The organism is Brevundimonas sp. NPDC058933 (assembly GCF_049315965.1).
In the GTDB taxonomy this organism is placed as follows: Bacteria; Pseudomonadota; Alphaproteobacteria; order Caulobacterales; family Caulobacteraceae; genus Brevundimonas.
The window spans coordinates 372,795-394,179 of the sequence record NZ_JBMOSL010000002.1 but is presented as its reverse complement, the minus strand read 5'-3'; the positions used below and the strand labels follow the sequence as shown (position 1 = coordinate 394,179).

24 protein-coding genes are annotated in these 21,385 nt (G+C 64.3%); 17 read left to right on the top strand and 7 right to left on the bottom strand.

Annotated features, from left to right (window positions below; translation table 11 throughout):
- Window positions 1–70 precede the first annotated feature (70 nt).
- From ACOZBP_RS07900 to ACOZBP_RS07885, 4 genes are all read left to right on the top strand, one after another.
- Entirely contained in the window at window positions 71–1,969 is a 1,899-nt protein-coding gene (locus ACOZBP_RS07900) for a M20/M25/M40 family metallo-hydrolase (protein WP_422675854.1), read from the top strand.
- A 46-nt stretch (window positions 1,970–2,015) separates the two neighbouring features.
- Window positions 2,016–3,038, top strand: coding sequence for an NAD-dependent epimerase/dehydratase family protein (locus ACOZBP_RS07895; protein ID WP_422675853.1), 1,023 nt, complete (start codon window positions 2,016–2,018; stop codon window positions 3,036–3,038).
- Between the two features lie 259 nt (window positions 3,039–3,297).
- Window positions 3,298–4,530 (top strand): tyrosine-type recombinase/integrase, encoded by a 1,233-nt coding sequence (locus tag ACOZBP_RS07890; protein ID WP_422675852.1) that lies wholly within the window; start codon window positions 3,298–3,300, stop codon window positions 4,528–4,530.
- A gap of 301 nt (window positions 4,531–4,831) precedes the next feature.
- Window positions 4,832–6,283: an ATP-binding protein gene (locus ACOZBP_RS07885; RefSeq protein ID WP_422675851.1), complete on the top strand. Its 1,452-nt coding sequence runs from the start codon at window positions 4,832–4,834 to the stop codon at window positions 6,281–6,283.
- Between the two features lie 19 nt (window positions 6,284–6,302).
- Here the strand turns inward: ACOZBP_RS07885 and ACOZBP_RS07880 are convergent, their stop codons facing one another.
- From ACOZBP_RS07880 to ACOZBP_RS07855, 6 genes are all read right to left on the bottom strand, one after another.
- Entirely contained in the window at window positions 6,303–6,542 is a 240-nt protein-coding gene (locus tag ACOZBP_RS07880; protein ID WP_422675850.1) for a helix-turn-helix domain-containing protein, read from the bottom strand.
- Complete coding sequence (locus ACOZBP_RS07875; RefSeq protein WP_422675849.1) at window positions 6,539–6,808, bottom strand: hypothetical protein; 270 nt, start codon at window positions 6,806–6,808, stop codon at window positions 6,539–6,541. Before ACOZBP_RS07875 ends, ACOZBP_RS07880 begins: the two co-directional genes overlap by 4 nt.
- Window positions 6,805–6,933: a hypothetical protein gene (locus tag ACOZBP_RS07870; RefSeq protein WP_422675848.1), complete on the bottom strand. Its 129-nt coding sequence runs from the start codon at window positions 6,931–6,933 to the stop codon at window positions 6,805–6,807. Before ACOZBP_RS07870 ends, ACOZBP_RS07875 begins: the two co-directional genes overlap by 4 nt.
- Entirely contained in the window at window positions 6,930–8,411 is a 1,482-nt protein-coding gene (locus ACOZBP_RS07865; protein ID WP_422675846.1) for a hypothetical protein, read from the bottom strand. Before ACOZBP_RS07865 ends, ACOZBP_RS07870 begins: the two co-directional genes overlap by 4 nt.
- Before the next feature lie 27 nt (window positions 8,412–8,438).
- Window positions 8,439–9,314, bottom strand: a complete 876-nt coding sequence (locus tag ACOZBP_RS07860; protein ID WP_422675844.1) for an antA/AntB antirepressor family protein — start codon at window positions 9,312–9,314, stop codon at window positions 8,439–8,441.
- A gap of 67 nt (window positions 9,315–9,381) precedes the next feature.
- Window positions 9,382–10,131, bottom strand: a complete 750-nt coding sequence (locus ACOZBP_RS07855) for a hypothetical protein (protein ID WP_422675843.1) — start codon at window positions 10,129–10,131, stop codon at window positions 9,382–9,384.
- A 281-nt stretch (window positions 10,132–10,412) separates the two neighbouring features.
- On the opposite strand from ACOZBP_RS07855, the gene ACOZBP_RS07850 reads away from it, so the two are divergent.
- The 8 genes from ACOZBP_RS07850 to ACOZBP_RS07815 all read left to right on the top strand — a co-directional run bounded on the left by ACOZBP_RS07850 (window position 10,413) and on the right by ACOZBP_RS07815 (window position 15,230).
- Window positions 10,413–10,652 (top strand): hypothetical protein, encoded by a 240-nt coding sequence (locus tag ACOZBP_RS07850; protein ID WP_422675842.1) that lies wholly within the window; start codon window positions 10,413–10,415, stop codon window positions 10,650–10,652.
- A complete protein-coding gene (locus tag ACOZBP_RS07845; protein ID WP_314431429.1) occupies window positions 10,649–11,098 on the top strand; it encodes a hypothetical protein in 450 nt (149 codons plus the stop codon). The genes ACOZBP_RS07850 and ACOZBP_RS07845 overlap by 4 nt, the downstream gene beginning before the upstream one ends.
- Window positions 11,098–11,439, top strand: a complete 342-nt coding sequence (locus ACOZBP_RS07840) for a hypothetical protein (RefSeq protein WP_422675841.1) — start codon at window positions 11,098–11,100, stop codon at window positions 11,437–11,439. Before ACOZBP_RS07845 ends, ACOZBP_RS07840 begins: the two co-directional genes overlap by 1 nt.
- 47 nt (window positions 11,440–11,486) lie before the next feature.
- A complete protein-coding gene (locus tag ACOZBP_RS07835) occupies window positions 11,487–12,380 on the top strand; it encodes a DUF7146 domain-containing protein (RefSeq protein WP_422675840.1) in 894 nt (297 codons plus the stop codon).
- Window positions 12,377–13,492, top strand: a complete 1,116-nt coding sequence (locus ACOZBP_RS07830; RefSeq protein WP_422675839.1) for an AAA family ATPase — start codon at window positions 12,377–12,379, stop codon at window positions 13,490–13,492. Before ACOZBP_RS07835 ends, ACOZBP_RS07830 begins: the two co-directional genes overlap by 4 nt.
- Window positions 13,493–13,694: 202 nt before the next feature.
- The gene (locus ACOZBP_RS07825; RefSeq protein WP_422675838.1) at window positions 13,695–13,874 is read left to right on the top strand and encodes a hypothetical protein; all 180 of its coding nucleotides are present in this window, start codon (window positions 13,695–13,697) and stop codon (window positions 13,872–13,874) included.
- Window positions 13,875–13,885: 11 nt separating this feature from the next.
- Window positions 13,886–14,677: a hypothetical protein gene (locus ACOZBP_RS07820; protein ID WP_422675837.1), complete on the top strand. Its 792-nt coding sequence runs from the start codon at window positions 13,886–13,888 to the stop codon at window positions 14,675–14,677.
- A 55-nt stretch (window positions 14,678–14,732) separates the two neighbouring features.
- Complete coding sequence (locus ACOZBP_RS07815; RefSeq protein ID WP_422675836.1) at window positions 14,733–15,230, top strand: hypothetical protein; 498 nt, start codon at window positions 14,733–14,735, stop codon at window positions 15,228–15,230.
- 165 nt (window positions 15,231–15,395) lie between these two features.
- On the opposite strand, the gene ACOZBP_RS07810 is transcribed toward ACOZBP_RS07815, so the two are convergent.
- Window positions 15,396–15,650 (bottom strand): hypothetical protein, encoded by a 255-nt coding sequence (locus ACOZBP_RS07810; protein WP_422675835.1) that lies wholly within the window; start codon window positions 15,648–15,650, stop codon window positions 15,396–15,398.
- A 412-nt stretch (window positions 15,651–16,062) separates the two neighbouring features.
- Between ACOZBP_RS07810 and ACOZBP_RS07805 the strand changes: the two genes are divergently transcribed.
- The 5 genes from ACOZBP_RS07805 (at window position 16,063) to ACOZBP_RS07785 (ending at window position 21,384) form a co-directional block, all read left to right on the top strand.
- Window positions 16,063–16,557 (top strand): hypothetical protein, encoded by a 495-nt coding sequence (locus tag ACOZBP_RS07805; RefSeq protein WP_422675834.1) that lies wholly within the window; start codon window positions 16,063–16,065, stop codon window positions 16,555–16,557.
- A 150-nt stretch (window positions 16,558–16,707) separates the two neighbouring features.
- A complete protein-coding gene (locus ACOZBP_RS07800; RefSeq protein WP_422675833.1) occupies window positions 16,708–17,379 on the top strand; it encodes a hypothetical protein in 672 nt (223 codons plus the stop codon).
- Entirely contained in the window at window positions 17,276–19,420 is a 2,145-nt protein-coding gene (locus tag ACOZBP_RS07795) for a phage terminase large subunit family protein (protein WP_422675832.1), read from the top strand. The genes ACOZBP_RS07800 and ACOZBP_RS07795 overlap by 104 nt, the downstream gene beginning before the upstream one ends.
- Window positions 19,421–19,429: 9 nt before the next feature.
- A complete protein-coding gene (locus ACOZBP_RS07790; protein WP_422675831.1) occupies window positions 19,430–19,642 on the top strand; it encodes a phage head-tail joining protein in 213 nt (70 codons plus the stop codon).
- Window positions 19,642–21,384 (top strand): phage portal protein, encoded by a 1,743-nt coding sequence (locus ACOZBP_RS07785; protein ID WP_422675830.1) that lies wholly within the window; start codon window positions 19,642–19,644, stop codon window positions 21,382–21,384. The genes ACOZBP_RS07790 and ACOZBP_RS07785 overlap by 1 nt, the downstream gene beginning before the upstream one ends.
- The last annotated feature ends 1 nt before the right edge of the window (window position 21,385 follow it).

Genomic DNA, 21,385 nt, shown 5'->3' with positions numbered 1-21,385 from the left:
CGTCGCCGCCCTCTTGCTATCCGGGCCCGGCTTGGCCCTACTGCCTCCTGGATCGGGGAGGATCTTTCACATGCGGCTGGCCCTGCTGTTCGGATCGCTGACGCTCGCCTTCCTTTTGGCGGTCTGGACTACTCAGGTTCCCAGGCCCCGCCCCCTCGACGCCCCCGTCGCCGCCTTCTCGGCTGCCAGGGCCATGACCGACGTCGAGCAGATCGCCCGCGCCCCGCATCCCGTAGGCTCAACCGAACACGCCCGCGTCCGCGCCTACCTGACCGCCCGCATGACCCAGCTGGGCCTGTCCCCGCAGGAGCAGGCGGGGCCGTTGTCCCCGGGTTCTATCCAGCGCTTGAAGAAGGCCGGCGGCGATCCCGACGCGGCCAATAATCAGGCCATCAACCTGATCGGCGTCCTGCCCGGAAAAGACCGCAGCCAGCCCGCCGTCATGCTGATGGCCCACTACGACACCGTGGTCGGCTCACCCGGCGCGGCCGATGATTCCACCGGCGTCGGCGCCGTGCTGGAGGCCGTGCGCGCCATCAAGGCGCGCGGGCCGATCGAGCGCGACCTGGTCGTCCTGCTGACCGACGCCGAGGAACTGAACCTGGACGGCGCCCGCATCTTCTTCGGCGGCCATCCGCTGCGCGACCGCATCGGCGCCGTGGTCAACCTCGAGGCGCGCGGCGGCGGCGGCCGTGCGGCCATGTTCGAGACCGGGCGCGAGGCCGGGCCAACCGTGGACCTGTTCCGCCGCGCCGTCGCCCGCGCCGACGGCGGGACGACCGCCACCTCGCTCGCCGTCTTCATGTACGAACGAATGCCCAACGGCACCGATTTCACCATCCCCAAGGATCGCGGCGTCGGCGGACTGAACTTCGCCTTCATCGGCCGCCCGGCCCAGTACCATTCCGCCGACGCCACCCCCGAAAATCTGGACAAGGGCGGATTGCAGCACATCGGCTCTCAGGCGCTGGAGGCCGCCGACGCCCTGCTGCGCGCCCCCGCCCTGCCCGCCAAGGGTCCGAACACTGTCTATGCCGACGTCTTCGGCCGCTGGATGCTCAGCCATTCGGCGGCGATGGGCTGGGGCCTGCTGTGCCTGACCGCCCTGCTCGGCGGTTTCGCCGCCTGGCGCGCCCGCCGTGCGACCGGCTTGACCGCCGCACAGGTCGGGCGCGGCCTGCTCGACGGCCTGTGGTTCGCGTCCGCCGGACTGGTGCTGGCCCAGGCCGTGCGCCTGTTGGCTGGCCCCGTCGTCACCCGCCACACCTCGTCCGAGACCTATTACGTCCTGCTGCGCCGTCTGCCGTGGATGGAGGCGGGCGCCGTCCTGACCATCCTCGCCCTCGCCCTGCTGTGCCTGACCGGCGTGCGCCGCCTGCGCCCCCGCACGACAGCGGGGATCGCCGCCGTCCTGACGCTTCTTGTCCTGCTGCTTGGCGGCTTCAGCCCGGTCATGCTGGGCGCGGGCCTGATCGCCGTCGCCCTGTCGCTGTGGCCGGTCAAGGCCCCCGCCTCCACCACCGCCTCGCCCTGGGGCGGGTGGCTGGGGCTCATCGCCCTCGTCTTCCTGCTCGGCTGCATCGTCCAGGGCGCCGCGCCCGAGGCCGCCCTGCTGTTCGTCTGGCCTGCCCTGCTGGCCGCAGCCGCCGCGGCCCTGTCCGCCCTGATCGGCCCCGACCTGACGCGGCCCGCCAGCCTGATCCCGCCCGCGGTCGCCGGCGTCCTCGGCGGCGCCTGGCTGATGGGGTTGGGCCATTTCGTCTTCCTCGGCATCGGCATGGACCTGCCCGGCGCCCTGGCCCTGATCGGCCTTCTGGCCCTGCTCTTCCTGCGCCCGCTCAGCCCGCCCGTCGGCGCGACCCGTCCGGTGCTGATCGGCGCGGCCGCCTGTTTGATCCTCGCCTGCGGCCTCAGCCTCGCCGCCGGGTTCGCGGAGCCGAAGCCCGCTGTGGCCGAGGCTCTGCCCTGACAGCGTCCCGCTGGCGAAAGCGCGTCCGAACGTCTATCGCAGCCTGATGGTCCACGATCCCGTCCTCGTCACCGGCTCGGCCGGCTTCATCGGCTTCCACACCGCGCGGCGGCTGCTGGAGCGCGGCGAGACGGTCATCGGCCTCGACAACCTCAACGCCTACTACGACCCGGCGCTCAAACACGCCCGTCTGGCCCAGCTTCAGGCCTATCCGGCCTATCGCCACCACACCCTGGACCTGGCCGACCGCACCGGCGTCGCCGCCCTGTTCGCCGAGCACAGGCCGCGCCGCGTCGTCCACCTCGCCGCCCAGGCGGGCGTCCGGTACAGCCTCGAAGCGCCCGAGACCTATGTGGATTCCAACGTCGTCGGCTTCCTCAGCATCCTCGAGGGCTGCCGCGCGGTTCAGGCGACCAACCTCGTCTTCGCCTCGACCAGCTCGGTCTTCGGCGCCAACGCCGCCCTGCCGTTTTCGGTGCGTGACCCGGCCGACCACCCGCTGACCGTCTATGCCGCGACCAAGCTGGCCAATGAGGCCATGGCCCATTCCTACGCCCACCTGTTCGGCTTCCCGGCCACGGGGCTGCGCTTCTTCACCGTCTATGGACCGTGGGGCCGCCCGGACATGGCCCTGTTCAAATTCACCCGCGCCATCCTCAAGGACGAACCGATAGACGTTTACGGCGAAGGCAAGATGTCGCGCGACTTCACCTATGTGGACGACATCGTCACCGGCGTGATCGCGGCGCTGGACCGCCCCGCCGCCGTCGACCCGACCTGGGACGCCACCGCCCCCAATCCCGCCACCAGCGGCGTCGCCCCCTGGCGCATCCTCAACCTGGGCGCCGGCCGCCCGGTCGCCCTGATGCGCTATATCGAGGTGCTGGAAGAAAAACTGGGCCGCAAAGCCAGGCTCAACCTCATGCCCATGCAGGACGGCGATGTCGCCAATACCGAGGCCGATGTCGCCGACACCCTCAAAGCCCTCGACTACGCCCCCTCAACCCCCGTGGAAGACGGCGTCGGCCATTTCGTCGACTGGTACTGCAACTTCTATCGCAAAAACTGACGCGTGGACGGGCCTGCGCCCATCGTGTCACGAGATGATCCGGGAAAGCCCTGGTGGAGCCGAGGGACGACTAACCCGGTCGCAGGGATCGTCATAGTGCACCATCTGAAGCCCGCCACCATTGACGTAGCGGCCCGCCTCCGTCGTAACTCGCCATAGTGCTACGGGGCCAACCGGCCAAACTTTTAGGGTCGCTTTTAGGGTCAGCTTTAGGGTCGATCCCATTTGACCCGCTCTGCGCGTTCGTGGATCGTTCTCTATGGCTCACCAGATCAAGCGGCTGACGGCCGTCGCCGTCCGCGCCCACAGCGCCCCAGGACTCTACGCCGACGGCGCTGGTCTGTATCTCCAGATCAACAAGACCGGCGCCAAGAGCTGGGCCTTCATCTTCCAGTGGCGCGGCGCGCGCAAGCAGATGGGCCTCGGCTCGCTGAAGGTGCGGAGCCTGGCTGAGGCGCGTGAAGCGGCCGATGCCGCCCGCAAGCTGGTCGCCGACGGCATCAACCCTATCGAGGAGCGCGGCGATACGCGCACGACCGACCGGACGTTCGGCGCCTTGGCAGACCAGTTGCTCGACGCCCTGCGGCCAGAGTGGAAGAACGCCAAGCACGTCTATCAGTGGGAACAGAGCCTCAAGGTCGATGCCGCGCCCCTGCGCTCCCTCGATGTGGATGCGGTCACGACCGAGGATGTCCTCGCAGTGCTTAAGCCGATCTGGGCGGTGAAGCCTGAGACGGCCTCCCGCACGCGAGGTCGCATCGAGCGGGTGCTGGACGCCGCCAAGGCCAAGGGTCTGCGCACCGCGGAGAACCCAGCCCGCTGGAAAGGCCACCTCGCCCTCCTGCTGCCGAAACGGCAAAAGCTCTACAAGGGCCACCACCCTGCCCTGCCCTTCGATGAAGTGTCCGAGTTCATCGGACAGTTGCGCGCCCGCCCGGCGCCGGCGGCTCGCGCCCTGGACCTGCTGATCCTGACAGCATCGCGCACCGGCGAGATCGTCGGCGCCGAGCGCTCAGAGTTCGATCTCGTGAAGAAGATCTGGACGGTCCCGGCCGAGCGCATGAAGGGGAAGGTCGAGCACCGCGTGCCGCTGACCGACGCTGCCGTGAAGATCGTCCGCGCCGCCTGGGCCGAGGGCGACGAGTTCGCTAAGCTGAACCCCCAGGCACCCACGCGGTGGTTGTTCACCGACCCGACCGGCATGAAGCCGATGTCGAACATGGCGATGCTGATGCTCCTGCGCCGCATGGGGCACGACGACATCAGCGTTCACGGCTTCCGCTCAACATTCAGGGACTGGGCTGGAGAGTGCACGAACTTCGCCCGCGAGGTCGTCGAGGCGGCGCTCGCGCACCAGGTCGGCAACGAGGTCGAGCGGGCCTATCGCCGGGGCGACGCGTTGGAGAAGCGCCGCAAGCTCATGGATGCGTGGGCTAGCTATATCGAGAGCGCGAGGACATTGGTCACGCTTGATACGACGAAGAGAATGTAGGCTGGATGACGTGGGATTTACGCTTGCACCAACAGCCGGCTCCATACCTAGAACGCCAGCATGATCATCAATGAAAAGTCGCGACGTTCAAAACGACGAACCTGATGCTATTGACGAATGAAGTCGGTTGGCGGTTGGTGAAAAACGGCATTGATAACGCGAAAGCAAGCAAAGAAGGGATAAAAGGTTCAATCCCTTGTTAACTTATGATCGTTGTTTTCATTGAACAAAACCTGCCTTTTGCCGCCGTGACCGGTGTCGATTTTAGTTCCGCCGATATAAGGGGGATAAAAGGAAATTCATGGCGATCAACGATCCAGCAGCCCTGTTAGCCCGGCTTTGCCAAGAGCCCTCAGAGAGCGCTTGGGTCGAGTTCAAGGAGAACAACGAAGATCCCGATATGATCGGCCGGTGGATTTCGGCCGGAGCAAATGCGGCCATCCTAGCCGGGCGCGATCGGGCATTCTTGGTGTTTGGCGTTCGAGACAGCGACCGGGAATGCGTCGGCACCGCAGTACGATTGTGCCGTTTGAAAAAAGGCGGCGAGAACCTCGAAAACTGGTTAGCGCGGACGCTGTCTCCAAAGCTGATGCTAGATGTCATTGACTTCGAACACGCTGGAAAACAGTTTTCCATCATCTCTATCGAAACGAGCTATGAGCGCCCCGTGCGCTTCAGCGATACCGAGTGGATTCGCGTCGGCGAGAACACGAAAAAGCTAAGCGATTTTCCAGAGCACGAGAGAGCTCTCTGGCTGGCAACGGGCCGCAGGAAATTCGAAGACGCTGTCGCGTTAAGCCATCAGTCGGCAGCGCAGGTGCTTGGCCTACTAGAGACCGCCACATTTTATAGCCTTTCACGTCTCCCGCGTCCGACCGAGGACGCCGAAGTAATCTCCACTTTTTGCAAGCAGGGGTTTCTGAAGGACGACCTTGAAGGCACCTACGACATCACGAACCTGGGCGCGCTTCTATTCGCCAAGAACGTGGAGGACTTTCCCTCAATCGAGCGGAAGACCGTTCGAGTTATCAGGTACGCAGGTCGGGACAAAAGAAAGTCCATCCAGGAGATCGAAGGCAAGAAAGGATACGCCGTCGGTTTTAGCGGGCTGTTGCAACACATCAAAACGCTTCTCCCGTATGATGAGCACTACATGGAAGGCATAAGGGTAGAGGACGCTCTGTACCCCGAAACAGCACTCCGAGAAGTGATCGCCAACGCGATGATCCACCAAGACTTCACGGTAAGCGGCACCTGCCCTGTTGTGGACATCTACCAAGATCGAATTGAGGTCACCAATCCTGGCAATTCCCTGATCGAGCTAGATCGCATCATCGACGAAAGGCGGTCACGTAATGAAAAACTCGCCGGAGCAATGCGTAGCCTGCGGCTTTGCGAAGAGCGAGGCGGCGGCCTCGACAAGGCTCTGTTAGAAATCGAAGAAATGAACTTGCCCGCGCCGGCTTTCCACTCTTCTTCAGACTCCATGCGCGTCGTTCTGTTCGGGCCCCGCCCGTTCAAACAGCTGGCCAAAGCCGAAAAGATGCGCGCCTGCTTCTATCACTGCATAATCAAATGGATTGCCGCCGACCCGATGAGCAACGCTTCATTGCGCGAGCGCTTCCGGCTCGAAGATGATGAGTATCAGGTCGTATCAGCTATAATCTCCGAGGCAGTGAAGTCCGGCCGCATCAAGCCGTTGGAAGAGGGACAGGGGAAAAGAAACGCCCGGTACATTCCATACTTCGCCTGACAGCAGGAGGCTTCTGAAGCTAGGCCGCCCGCGCGGCCGGTGCCTCGTCTATCACACGCAGAAGTTCCTCACGCGGGACGACGGTGCGCCCCCTCACCTTCTTCGCCACCACCTCGCCCTCGCGCAGCATCGTCCACATGGTGGTGACGCCAACGCCGAGCGCCTGGGCGGCCTCGTCCACGGTGTAGGCCAGCTTCGAACCGGGTGGCAGGTCGATGACCTTGCGCGGCTTCTTCTCGTTGCAGTTCGCGCCGGTCATGTGATCCCAGGCCTTCCGGTCTGCTCCACCGCAGTGATCGGGCCCGCCCGCAGGAGCGCGATCTCCTCGGCCTGGCTGCGGACAACGGCCAGCACCTCAGCGACAGCCTGCGCATCCTCGATCCTTGCCCGCACCTCGGCTGCGGTCCGAGACGTGGTCGCCAGGACCTCGAACCATCGCCGCACATTGGTCAGGCGCTGAACGGCGGCGGCGAGCCTGTCGTTCGAGACGGTGGTCGTCTCATCGGACAAGAGTTGCGTGATCATGCGGCGGCTCTCAGCAAGGCTTCGCCGACGCCCATGCTCCCGACGCCGAGGGCGAACCCCAGCAGGCAGAGCTTCCAGAGAGGCACGTCGTGATGGGCAGGGTTGGCCCATGTGCGGCGGATCATTTGGCCGGTCCCGGACGTGCCCGGCCGTCGAGATCGTCGGCGACCGGACCGAGGAAATACTGCGCTGCCCGATAGTCGAACGGCAGGCCCAGGACCCGGAGCGCGTTGGCGATGGCTGTGCGGATCAGCTTAGCCGAAGCGTCCGCGTCGTCGCTCGTCGCGTGCTGAACAAAATCGAGATGGCTGGCGGCGACCAAGAGCTGGAAGGCGACGCCGGACCGGTTGCGCGGCAGGTGGGCGAAGGCGCTCGTGCGGACGGTGCAGAGGGCATCATCCGCCGCGGCCAGGGCGGCGGTCTCTTGCGACGTCAGGTTCGCCTCTTTCCCGTCCAGCGCGTCATGCGTGCGGATGGCGCCGGAGAATTCGTCCGCCAGGCGATCGACCTCGCATTCGATGGTGTCCTTAGAGAACCAGATCGTGCTGGTGGCCTCGCCCGAGAGCATCCTGTGGCGGTCGCTGAACTTGGATAGTTCGCGGGTATCGCGAACGATGATCTCGACCAGCGCGGCCAGGCGACTGATAGCGCCGACATCGCATGCCCAGTTCGCATAGCCGTCTGGTCTGTTGACCGCTCGGTGGGCCATCTGTTCGGCGTAGCAGCGAGCGGTGAGGAACAGGATGACGTCGGCATCGCCGGGCGCGCCGTTGCCCAGCATCTCGGCGGCGCGCTTCAACTCCCGCGCGGACTCGGCCCATCCGTCCGAGCTATCTTCGGCCCCGTACTGCAGCAAAAGACAATCGATCTTGGCGGCCACTGCTGACCAGTGAGGAGCAGAGATTTCCGTCAGCGCCTCACGCGCCCGGATGAAGCGGCGGTAGATAGGAGCGTTCGCCTTGGAGCGCCGCTGAAACTCAACCTCGTCGCCGTCGGCTTCATATTCATGGTCGCAAGCCATGTCGCTCGCCACCAAAGCCGCTTCGTACTCTGCTTGGACATCAGCCCACGAAGGCTCTGCGCCGGGCTGGGTGGCGTCGAAAAGCTGCTGGACGAGCGCCGGCCAGTCGCCGGACACATCAAGGCCCTCGTGGTTTCGCCTGGGGGCAAGGCCAGCCTTGGCGGGAAGCGCGTCGGGTTCACTGGCGGCGTCGATCAACTCTTCGAGTTCACCAACGAAGTTTACGGCCTTTCTCAGGTGTTCGAACAGGCCGTCCTTCTCGTCAGGCCAAGCCACTGCGGTCTTGTTGATGAAATCGACCAGGTCGTTTCGCACCTTCAGTCGAACGGACCAGATTTCGTCATGGTCAGCCTCGGCCAGGAAGCCCTTTGCTGCTGCGACGCGCGGGCAAGCGGCGAATGGAGTTGCGGCCTCGGCGGCGGCAACGGCGGCCCGCGCGGCCGTGATCAACTCCTCTCCATCATCGTCGGTATGACCGTCGGCGGTGAAGGTCAGCGCCGCTTCGAACTCGGCGGTGGTCGGGACAGCAGTCATCGTTCCGGCGGAGGACCCGCCGGTGGTTCTTTCAGACACGGCCTGCATGGCGTGCTCCTAGATTGTCGGTTGGGGTCAGGCCGCCGCGATCAGCGGCCGTAATTGGTCGATGATGCCGCTCGCCCATCTGAGCTGGCGGCTGTTTCCGGTGCCGTTACTTCGAGCGACGTCGAGCATGACGCCACCGGCGGCGATGCCCTTATCGGTCGGCTCGTAAGCTCCGGGGCTGCCAGACTGAAAACCGAGTTCCAACAGGCGAGCGTTGATGAAGCGCGCGGAGACCTCGCCCAGCCGTTCACCGATTTCGGTAGCGGTGAGCAGCACTTCCTGTTGTGGCGCGACCAGATGCTTAATGCCCATGGCGCCCAGCACGTCCACGCCGGTGATGCGCTCGGTCAGCGCGTTGGCGCCCAAAGCCTTCTGATTGGCGTCGCTAATGCCCAGCCGTTCGCTGAGGGACTCAGCCCACGCCCATGTCGAGGCCAATGATCGGTGGCTGGGCGGGCGCTTCAGTGCGGTGGCCCGACGCGGAGCCTTGGCCTTACGTTCGCAGTCGATGAAATAGCGGCGGACCATGCGGCCCCGCTCGTTGTTCTCGACCATGCCCAGCTCTTTGGCCATATCGAGGGTCAGGGCGTATTCCGACGTCGGGCGACCGCCTTTGGGTTTCCCGCTCCCCGGATTTGGGGAGCCCGAACCATCAGAGAGGTTTTCGCCAAATCCGGCGAAAACCTCATAGTCGACGCCCTTCTCAAACCCGTAGGTCTGGATGCGGCCCTTGATCCAATTCGTGAAGTCGCGGCCGACATCAAGGAAGGCGTGCAGGGCGCGGCCATCGACGGTCTGGATGGCGACGCTGCCGACTGTCCCGGCGGTAACGGCCGGGAAGGCGGGTGCTTCAGCTACCGTGACGGCGCGGCTGGCGGATGAAATCGTATCTGGGTGCGACAAGGCGCGGCTCCATCACGTGGGGTGATGGGGCATTCATTGCATTCATGCAACGTTACTGTCAATGCATTTATGCAACGGATAAATCAGGCCTCCATGGGCGACGGTCATAGAACCCGACGACCTTCCCGACGATATCGATTCCCCAGTCTGGGCGGTCCCCCTCCTTAAGAAACTCTGGCTTGCCCGGGGAGCCCCCGGTTTGCTTAAGTTTAGTTTCTCCATCTATGGTAACGTAACGCCAAATAGAAGTTTCAGACTTCACGCTTCCATGGAAGTGCGCTCTGCGCCTGAGAACGTATTCATCTCCTGCAAATATCTTAAAGGTATCGTCATCCTTTTTCACTTGGACAGTGAAAACATAGACGCCAGTTTTATATACATCGTGGGTGGCGTCATCACCGATCTTGAATGCCAAGACTCTTCCGTGGGGCCAGCCGCTGTCCCACACAGGGATTGTTTCAGGGGGACCGTCCAGCGAGGGCTTGTCACCATCCAGCCAGACGCCGGCTTGCAATCCGCCCGCCAATAGAAGCGCTCCTCGCGACTCGAGGAGCGTTTCGCTAATCAGATAGCGGTTGGAATCTCGAATAGAGGCCACCTCATTGCGGAGGTTGCGAGCCTGGGCCTCCAGGAGAGGCATTAACTTGGACACGGTAACGCGAGACGGCACGAACGCAGAGTTGGGGTCAAGCGCGCGCGTAATGGTGCTCGGTGAGAGCTGCGCCTCGCGGGCGAGCCTAGACGCTGACCACCCGGTCTCCTCCATGATCGTGCGGATCATCCGGATAACCGGCTCCTTCATGTCCTCGTCGCTCATCAAGACCTCCAAGCCTTCCGCCTTATTAAAGCAACAGCGAGGTTGCGGTTGATGCATTAGTGCAATACCGTTGCTTTCATGCACGATCCAATTCACGGGTTTGAGTTCGCCTGTCTGGCCAAAGGCGTAGACCAGCGAGTCATTTTGAAAGATGCGGGTATCGCCGCGTCCACTTGGTGGCGCTGGCGGACCAAGCGCGCTGAGCCTCGTCAGGCGTCATTACGTAAATTGTACGAGGCGCTCGACGCGCTTGAGGCCGATGGCACGGGGCGTAACGCCTGATGCAGCAGCACCGTGGCCTTAGCGCGCTGTTCGCTTCCCAGAACGGCCCAGCAATCCTGACCGGTTTCCCGGGCGGCGACGGAGCAAGCGCCGGCCGCCGTGGCGTGCAGGATCGCTCGATACAGCAGCGGGTCAACAATCTCGTGGTCGGCCATGCCGCCCTCCCTCTTTTCAACATCCCCAACCTGATTGCCGGGCCCCGCAACGGCTACGGTGCAAAACGCGAGATCGTGCAATGAGCCGCCCCCTTTCGTCCGGCGAAGTGAAGGCTCTCTGGCGCCAGCTAGTTAAAGCCGCTGGCGGCGTAGAGGCCGCTGCCGTTGAACTCGGCATCAAGCATCAGCGTGTGTCGCTGCTGCAGTCGCCCTCGGCCCCCGACATGCCGAGCTTCATGCAGATCATGAGCCTTGAGGCGGTGGTCGGCCGGGACATCATCACCGGAGCCGCTTCCCGCGCCATCAAGGGCGAGGACGACGAGGCTGTTCAGGCCGCCGTGGTCGAGGCCGTTCAGGCCTCCGCCGCCGCCCTGGGTGCCGTCCACGCCATGGACGCAGACGGACATCGAACCGAGGCTGAGGTTCGCGAGGTGCAGAAGAGCACCCAGAAGGCGCTCGCCGAGGCTCAGCAAGCGGCTGATGCTGCCCAGCGCCTGAAGCCCGGCCCTGTCTTCGAACAGGTGCACTGATGACTGCCTCGGTCACACCGCTCTATCGCGGCCCAGTCCTGATGCAGCGTCGCGACGGCCCGGCCGCTCGCGTGTTGCAGTCGCACAAGCTAGTCGAGCAGGCAGCGCGGGATCTGGACGGAGGGGACAGGGGCTCCGGCGTGCGCGCGCTGTGCTTTGCCGCATCGACGCACCTCGCCCTGACCATCGGCGCCGACAAGGCGGGCGACTTCTTCGAGATGCTCGCGCGCGTCGCTCGTGAAGTTCGTCCGCCAGAGGCTTCTGTTGTCGACTGCGGAGACGGCCTGTTCCTTCGCAACGGCGTCGAAGTGGATGCTGGGGCAGGAGGAGGGGCGGCGTGAGTTCGGTCTCGTCTATTCGACCCGCCCTCCCTGACTTACGCGACATCGTGCATCGCCTCGGCGGCGAGTTGTCAGCTGGGGGTCGGATGGCGACCATTCCAGGGCCAGGCCACTCTCGTCGCGACCGGTCGCTCAGCCTCAGGGTATCTGAGGACGGTTCTCGCATCCTGTTCAACTCGTTCGCTGGCGACGGCGCCCGAGAGGTCTTCGCTTATCTCGGGATCGACAACGCATCAGAATACAAGCCCAGCCGGTCCGAGATCGAAGCTGCGCGCCGCCTGCGCGCCGCCGAAGCCCACAAGATGGAGGTCGAGAAGCTCGACTTCTGCGCCGACATCTGGGCCGGCACGGTCTCCCTTCCGGGCACCCCGGCCGCGCTCTACCTCATCAACCGCGGCCTCGTGCTGGACTGTGACGACGTTCGGTTTCACCCGGCCGCGCCGCGGTCGGTGCCTTGGAACCGCATGGCCAACGACCCGCCCCCGCCGTCTCCCAGCCCGGCGCTGGTCTGTCTGGCGCGGGACGGAAAATCCCAAGGGAGGGGGTTACACCTGACCTATGTGACCGACGACGGCCGGAAGGCCTTCGGCGACTGGTCGCGCCTGATGATGGGCCCGATGTCGGGCGCCGCCCTGCGGACCGGGCCTGTCAGCAAAGATGGCGTCCTCGCGGTGGCAGAGGGACTGGAGACTGCGGGGGCGTTCTCGCTTCTGCATGGGGTCCCGACCTGGGCGACGTTCTCCACCTCGGGCTTAAAGGGCTTTGAGGTCCCTCTCAGCGTCCGTCGGCTGATCATCGCCGCCGACAACGACGAGAACGGGGCCGGCCTAAAGGCCGCCAAGGAGCTAGCCGAGCGCGCGTGTTCGCGCTGCGACGTCGAAATCACTGCCCCGGCCGAAGCGGGCGATTGGAACGATGTCCTTATGGGGGCTGGCCAATGAGCGACGTTGTCCATCTCGCGTTCCAGCGCCGGTCCAGATACCGGGTCGAGCCGTTTGAGAACATCAAGCCCTCGACCTCGGCCTATCTGGTCAAAGGCATTTACCCCAGCCGTGGGCTCGCGTTCATCACCGGCCAGTCGAAGGCTGGTAAGACGTTCGTCACCATAGACCACACTCTGAAGGTCTCATCCGGCGCAAGCGTGATGGGCCGGAAGGCCAAACACGCGGGGATCATCTATGTGGCCGCCGAAGACCCAGAGGGCTGCCGCAGCCGGATCGAAGCTTGGAAGAAACGCTTTCCCCGCGAAAGTTACACCCCCTTCGCCCTTATCGGTCAGCCCGTTGATCTCAACAACGACGACTCGGTCGATGACCTGAAGGGGGCGATCCGCGACGCGGTCGCCGTCTTCGAAGAGAACGGCTTCGCTCTCGGAGGGATCGTGTTCGACACGCTCGCCCGCTGCGTCCCCGGCGCCGACGAGAACAGCAGCGCTGACATGGGCCGGGCCCTGCAAGCCATCGAAAACTTCGCCAACACCTTCGACTGCCTGGCCATGATCGTGGCGCACCACGGCAAGAACGCCTCCGCCGGCATCCGAGGCTGGTCGGGGTTGATCGGCGCCGCCGACGCCATCGTGACGGTGGTGCGGGATGATGAGACCAAGGAACGCACCATCACCTTGGACAAGGTCAAGAACGGGCCAGACGGCGATTGTATCGCGTTCAGCCTGCTTCCAGCCCCCATCGGCATCTTCGACGAAGATGGCGAGGAAGTTTGGTCCTGCACCGTCAACTATGAGGGCATGGCCGACAAGGTCGCCAAGCCCCCCCGCCGGGTCGCTTTGAAGCCCCAGGAAGAGATCATGCTCTCGGCCGTTCGGTGGGTGACCGACAACGGTTCCACCCAGGATGTCCCCATGAACGTGTCGGGCGCGCGCGCCGGTACGAAGGCTGTCCGAACTGCTGACGTCTACGCCCGAGCAGAGGCCGCGGGGATGAGCAGCGAGGGCGAAACCTACGACGCCTTCAAGAAACGCCGCCGCCGGGCGCTGGAGGCTCTCGTGGCCGCCAAGCGCATTCGCATGGAGGGGGACTTGATATGGCTGGTCTAAACGGGATGGGGACAAGGGGACAACAAGGGACAGGTCCCTTCCTGTCCCCTGCGTCCGCGATCTTGACGGGGGACAGAACGGGGGGTACGGCTGACAGGCCGCCCCAGTTGTCCCCCAGCGAGGATGACGCGTTTTTCGCGCTTCGGGCAGGTCTCCAAAGCTTCGAGTTCAATGTTTGCGCCATCTCTCATCCGAGGGTGTGATGGTCGAGCGCATCACCCTGGCCCAGCAGCACGCGGTCAACGAACAGCGCCGCATGGGCCGCACCGACCGGCAAGCCGAGAAGATCGTGGGCCTGCCCAACGGCATCTTGGCGCGACCCTTCATCGTGATCGACGACGGCCAGCTTTCCAGCGCCACCAACCGATTTACCCTTTTCTGAGGAGCAGCCTGATGGGCAAAGCCACCAACCCCAGCCGCATCAATCCCCGCTCCAAAGGTGGGCGTCCGCGTCAGGCCGGCGAGCGCACCAAGGGCGGACGCCTGAAGCACACCCCCAATGCGCGGGTGATGGAGATGCGCGCGGCCTTCGGCGTCGATCATATCGGCCAGGCTTTCTCGCCGATCCAGATCGCTTACCGCAATGGCTGGCTCACCGAAGTCGATTGCCGCACGGCCGCTGAGTTCGCTTCGTTGCACGCGGTCGCCGGCCTGGGCCGGAGCAGCATCTCGCTCTCGGCAGACATGGAGGTTGATCGGGGAACCGAGACCAGCGGCGACGTGTCCGCCAAGTCGTTCTTCGCCCAGCTACCGGATCGGGAGATGGCGCAGCTCTGGGACGCCGTGTTCAACGACGACGGTGGTCAACGCCTGTCGGCTGACGACAGGGCCAAGCGCGCCATGATGCGCTGGAAGCTGGCCAGCGCCGCGATGACGCCCGAGCAGCGCCGGGAAGTCCACGACGTCTGCATCCTCGACAGCTTCCCTCAGTGGGTGGTTCAGCGCGCAGCGGGCCGAATGGATACCGCATGGGAACGGAAGCGCGACCTGCTGATCGCGGGTCTGGGTGCCATTCGTCGGGCTCTTCACCCGCTGAAGCCCGCCTCGGCCGCCCCAGCATTCGAGCCGATGCCTTCAGCACCGCAATCGCCGGGACGCGCCCAGATCAATCGCACGGTCTACATCAACGAGGACGGAGACCCGTTGCTGCAGGTCGAGCGGATCGCAAGGCGCCCAGCGGCTTGACGACTTCATCGGAGGAGGGGAACATCACCAGAACATCGTCAAGGGATTCGTGCGTATGATCCGTCTGCTTGATCTGCCCAGCGTGCCCCAAATTGAAGCCCGCGTCCGCTTGAACGCCACGGCCCGCGTCAAGTCCGAGGACTGGGACCTCACGCAAAAGATCGCGGCTTTTATCGAGGGCGTTCTCGGCATCGATGGTTCACCGAGCAGTCTGCTCCTAGAGCATTATTATGCTGAACTTCTCCGTCTTGGTGACGAGGCCTACTTTGCCAAATACTGCGCCGATGATGAGGAAGACCTGTCGGACGTTGATGCCTGGCTGGCGGAGGGCTGGGATATTCGAGGAGAGAATGGGAAGAAACTCCTCTGCTTCGAACTGATCGAGGATGCCATCCAATGCCTGGAGATTGGCGTTGCAGGCCGACCCAAGACAGAGCTGGAGGCGATGATCTGGGCTGCGCGCCACAGGGCGGAAGCACGGCCGTCTCTACGCGAACGAACGCAAAGCCAAGACTTCCTCCAGCTCGGCCAGCGCCGACGGAGAGGGGCTTGACGGCCTCCAAATAGGAAGGTAGTCCTATCTGCAGATATGTCAGGGTGAACGAACTCCTGACAGACAGACCCCGACGCATCAGCGGCCGGGGTCTTTTCGTATCCGCCCCGTCCATGTTCGGCGCTTCGGCAATGGCTGGTTCAGAGCGTGGATCGAAACCCTAGCTCAACTTCCTCGCGGCGGGATCGGCAGCCAGCCTTCGTCGTTCAGCCTGATCTCGATGCCTTTCGCCTTCAGGTGCTCGATAAGTCGAGGATGCTGCTGGGGCACCAAGCCGTCCCAGTTTGACGAGATGCAGATTTCGCAGGCGATGATGTCCCACTGTCTGACCGGCCTGCCGGCGTAGACGTGCGGCCCGAACTGAAACGGCCGCTGGCACAAGAAGCAGTCGTACATGAACTTCGGCTTGTCGTGGGGCATGGATCCCTCCTGTACCCAGCCTGGGCTAGGTTTTCTTTTGGCCCTTAGTTTGGTCCTGAGACAGCGCTGATGCGGCGAGCTTGCGGGACTCGGCTAGAGTCGGCGCCTTGCGCCCAGCCAAGACATCTGACGCCAACTTCGATATCGCAGGAGACGTCTGGCGGGGAGCTGGCTTCTTGGGCGGTTTGGCCATTTGTGTTTCCTCTGTCTATCTTCGGTCGTGCGATGAACTCTAGGTTCACTTTTTGGCGGGGGGCTTCTGCGTGGGCTTTTGGCTGGGCTGGGGCTGCGAGGGTCGCTGCGGAGCAGAACGCGGCGGCGTTATTCCGAAGTTGCTACGACGTTCAGGCGGCGGCTTAGCTGGAGACATGTCGTGAACGTCCAAGGTTATAGTCAAGCTAGCAAAGAGCATATGTCTCTGATCTTGAGTCAAGCGGAACGCCGCTTGTCGGATCAGGCCTCCTTCGCCGCTGCAGCCGATGCTCGCGCGGCTACCGTGACCAGTGCCGCGGCCGCCATCGCCACCGCTGGAGTTGGGGCTTTTGCAGCGGCCCTTTCATCTGGAGTGAACTGGCCTCTTGCCGTCGGCTCGGCTGTCTGCGTGTTGGGGTTTGGTCACGCCGCTCGCCGCGCTCTACAGTCCGCGCGAACTGCCATGTTCCATCCAGCCGGATATCGGCCACGCGACTTCGCATTCGACATCACCGGCAATCACCCCATCGAACAGACCCACGCAGAGATGGCTGAGGACCTTGATGAGCGACTCGAGTTCAACTCGGGCATCCTGGCTCAGAGAGGCGGGCTGATTGACGGAGCAATGGACGCGCTCTGGATGACGCCAGCCGTCGCAGCAGTGGCAGCAGGCGTGACCGCCGCCTTTGAGGCCATGCTGAGAGCCACCATCTAGCCGAAAGGCGTCGCCCGGCCGCATGGCAGGGGAGCGCCCCCCAGCGCGCGGGTCCTCCCCCCGGGGGTGGGTACGTATACGGGCGGCTGAGGCATGTACGTTTCGCAGCTATGACCCCCGAAAGTCGGTAGCCGGTAGCCGGAGGTAGCCATGACGCTCGTTTCGGTCACCGCCTACGCCAAACTTCACGAGGTCTCGAAGGGCGCTGCCCAGAAGTGGCAAGCCCGTGGGCTGCTGGTTATGCGGGAAGGCAAGGTCGATGTTGAGGCATCGGATCGCAGCCTCGCCCATGCCGGCGTGGGTCGTTTCGCCGATGCGGCTACCAAGGCCCGACGAGCGGCTACCACGCCGCCGCCGGTAGCCGTGCCGGTAGCCGCCTTACCTGCCGCCATACTCGGGGATCTAGAGGAGGCCGCCGCTCAGGGCGACGACGAAGCCCGGACCGTTCTCGACTTCATGGCAGGCCTTCAGGCCGGCCGCCTGGTCAACCTCATCGAAGCTCAGACGATCAAGGAAAACGCCCTCGCCGCGATCCGCATGATCGAGGCGAGAAAGCGCGCCGGCGAAGTCGTCGAGATGGCGGACGCCGAGGCCGTGTTCTTCGACGTGTTCCGACAGCACCGCGACGCCTGGCTGAACTTCTCCTCCCGGATCGGGCCGCTCCTCGCCGCCGACCTCGGCCTAACCCCAGACCGTGTGGTGGAGGCGCTGACCGTACATGTCCACCAGCACCTCACCGACCTGGGCGAACCCGTCGACCCTATCCGAAAAGCTGGAACGGCTGAGGCTGACGGCCAGAAAGGCAGCAACGCCGCCGCCTAGACTGAGCCTCCCGGATTGGGCGGACGAATATCGGTACCTGGCGCCGGAGTCGGGCAGCAGCTCGGGCAGGTGGAAAACGTCGACCGTCGAGATCGCTCGCGGGCCAATGCTGGCCAAGACAGAACCCGGCGTAGAAATCCTGACCGCGATGGTCTCGACGCAGCTGCTCAAGACGGCGCTGCTGGAAAACATCTTCGGGTATCACGCCCATATCGACCCGTGCCCGATCCTGCTGGTCCAGCCGAAGGAAGACGCGGCCGAGGCCTTCTCGAAAGAACGCATCGCTCCGATGGTCCGGGTCACTCCGGTTCTGAAAGGTCTCGTCGGCCACCGCCACACGCGGAAGTCCGAAGATACGCTGACCTATAAGGCTTTCCCGGGCGGGTTCCTCGCGCTGGTCGGCGCGGGCAGCCCAGACAACTTGGCGCGCCGGCCGATCCGGGTCACGCTCTACGATGAGTGCGACAAGTACCCGATCACGAAGGAGGGCGACCCGTTCGCCCTGGGCGACGAGAGACAATCTACCTTTTCGAACGGCCTCAGCGTCCGGGTCTGCTCGCCGACGTTGTCGGGCGAAAGCCGGATCGAGGCCAGCTATCTCGACGGCGATCAGCGCCGCGCCTCGGTCGCGTGCCCGCACTGTGCGCACCGGCAGTTCCTCGAATGGTCTCATGTCCAGTGGGACAAGATCGAGCTTGAGGGCCACGCCAAGGAACACCGCCCCGAGACGGCGCAGATCTTCTGCGAGAAATGCGGCGTCGGCTGGAGCGAGGGCGAGCGACTACGGGCGCTCCAAACTATCAGGTGGCATCAGACCCGCCCATTCATCTGCTGCGGCGAGCGTCAAATCCCGCTGGAGGCTTACGGCGCTCTGGTGACAGCAGGCGCCAAGACGCCTGTCGACGATCTCTGGGACTGGTGGTCAAGCGACCGTTGGGCCGTCTATCGCGCGAAGTGCCGCTGTTGCGGGACCAAGGCGGTGCCGAACACCCACGCCAGCTTCCAGGCGAGCAAGCTGTTCAGCCCGTGGACACGGAAAGACAGCCCGGCACGGATCGCAAAGAAGTACATCGACGCGCAAGGCGACGACGACAAGCTACAGGTCTGGACGAACACCCAGATGGGTCTTCCCTTCCGGCGCCATGCCGGGAAGGAGATCGCTGCCGAGGTGCTGGCCGCACGTCGCGGGAACTGGAAGCAAGGCCACGTCCCCGACGGCGTCGCCATCCTCACGGCCGGCATCGACACGCAAGACGACCGCATCGAGGTCGAGGTCGTCGGCTGGGGCCGCGACGAAGAGTCATGGTCGATCGATTATAAGATCATCCCTGGAGCCTTCGACGATCCCGGAACCAAGGCTAAGCTCGACCAGTATCTGCTGACCGTGTTCCGCAAGTCAGACGGCCTGGAGATGCGGATCGCGGCAGCCTGCCACGACAGCGGCGGGCACCACACCGACGCCGTCTACCAGTTCTCTAAGGAGCGCCTCGGCCGTCAGGTCTGGGCGATCAAAGGCGCCAGCGACCAGGCAGGTAAACGCTCACCGGTCTGGCCAGCCATCAAGCCTGATCGCCGGAAACGGTCCAAATTTAAGCCGTTCATCATCGGCACCCAAACGGCCAAAGACGCCATCTCGTCACGACTGCAAGTCAGCAAGCCTGGCCCCGGCTTCATGCACTATCCGGCGGACCGGGATTTCGACTGGTTCATGCAAATCACAGCCGAGCGCCTAGTCGCGAAGGTCGAGGGCGGCCAGCGCTACTTCATGTGGCAGGCCATTCCCGGTCGAGCCAACGAAGGGCTCGACTGTCGGGTCTACGCCTACGCCGCCCTTCGCGGACTGACGCAGCTTGGCCTTCGGCTCAACGTCCAGGCCGACGTCGTCGGCGCCGCGGTCACGCGAACTACCGCAGTCGAGACGACTGGCGGAACAGACACCGAGGAACCTGCCGCACCGCCTGTGACGACGCTGAAGAAGCGACGTCGCCGACGTCGGACGGGACCTGACGGCGACCAGATCTGGTCCAGCAACGATCTCTAGGAGGCATCCATGCCTGCAGAAGACCAGTACGTGGCTGAGCTCACACAGCTCCGCGCGGGGCTCGGCAGTGGCATGGTCACCGTCGAGAGCAATGGCCGCCGCGTCACCTATCGCGGGGTCGGCGAGATCGAGAAGGCCATCCGCTATTTCGAACTGCTGTCCGGCACCCGGAAAACACGGCGCACCCGCGTCAGGCTTGCTTCGTATGAAGGCCGCCGCTGATGGGCTGGACCGACAAGCTGGTGGGTGCCTTCTCTCCGAAGGCCGAAGCCAACCGCCTGGGTCACCGCGCCCGCGGTGCAGTCCTCGTTGAGGCGACCCGCACTCTTCGCACTCGCAGCTATGATGGGGCGCGCCATAGCCGCCTGACCCGCGACTGGCGGGCATCTACCGGTTCGGCTGATGCGATCATTGGCCAGGACCTTCCGACCCTGCGCAGCCGCTCCCGCGACCTTGTGCGTAATAATCCGTACATCGCCAGCGCCGTCCGACAGCTTGTCGCGAACCTTGTCGGCGACGGTATCGAGGCGCGGGCTCAGCACGCCGATCCCCGCATCCAGAAGTTGGCTCAAGAAGTCTACGGCGAGTGGGCACTGGCGCGAGTCGATGGCCGGCATGACTGGTACGGCATTCAGCGCCAGGCGGTCAGGTCCATGATCGTCGATGGCGACATCGCGGTGGTCTGGAGCTCGCGCAACGGACAGCCCGACGCCCTCCTCACCCTCATTGAGGGCGACCAGATGGCCAGCCCTCAGGCGGGCATTCTCAACCGCACCCCGCGTATTCGCGACGGCGTTCAGTACGACGTCAGCGGCGTTCGCGCTGCCTATCACTTCCTCGAAACGCACCCGGGCGATCTCCTCGGCAACCTGCTGCGTAAGACCCGGGTGGTCGAGGCCCAACACGTCGATCACCTGTTCGATCCGGAGCGCGCCGGCCAAAGCCGTGGCGTGCCGTGGATCTGCCCGTCAATGACTAAGGTCCGCGAGCTCCAGGACCTGGCAGACTCCATCCGTATGAAGAAGAAGATGCAGGCATGCATCGGCATCATTCGGACGCTCGCTGCTGATGATGATGATGACCCCGACACCGGCGTCGGCGAGGAGGGCGGCGAAGAGCCTATCGGCTCGGGCTCCCCCGCGCTGGAGCGCATGTCGCCGGGCATGGTTGTCGAAGGTCTTCCGGGCGAGCAGTTCACCACCATCCAGCCGACGGCGGACGGCGACAGCGATGTCTTCTATCGGCAGGAATGGCGCAGCGTGGCCGCGTCGATTGGCATCCCTGACCACCTGATGACGGGCGACGTCGGCCAAGCCAACTACTCCAGCCTCCGCGCCGCAACGGTCGCATTCTGGACCCTGCTGGACGACTGGCAGTCGAACGTCATCGTTCCCTTCCTGCTGGACCCTGCCTTCGAGCGTCTCATGCGCCGTAAGGCCGTCGAGCTCCGCGAGCCGAAACTGGCCGAGGTCAAGGCACGTTGGACGCCGCCGCCCCGCTTCTGGGTCGATCCGGTCAAGGACGTCGCGGCCCTCGTGATGGAAGAGCGCGCCGGCTACATCAACAAGCCCGAAGCGCTGGCGCGTCGCGGCATCAACTGGCGTGAGCACTTCGAAGAGCGCGCAATGGTTCAGGCTGAGGCCGACCGTCTGCAACTCGCGTTCGATACCGATCCGCGCCAGGTCAGCCGCTCCGGCGTCACCCAAGCGCGCCCTCAAGGCTCGGTCCTCCCGACCGGCGAAGAGGGCGATGAGGCTGCTCGCAGCACCATCGGCGACCCCGTCGTTGTCGGCTTTTTTGGTCGCATGATCGAGGCAATCGAGGCGGGCGATCACGCCGCTCTGAACAGCGGCTTCGTCGAGGCCGCCACCGCGCTGCGGTCTGGCAGTCCCGCCGGCCCGGCGATGGTCGCGATCATCGCGGCCGTGACCGGGGCCGATGAGCCCGAAAATAGAGAGGTCTAAG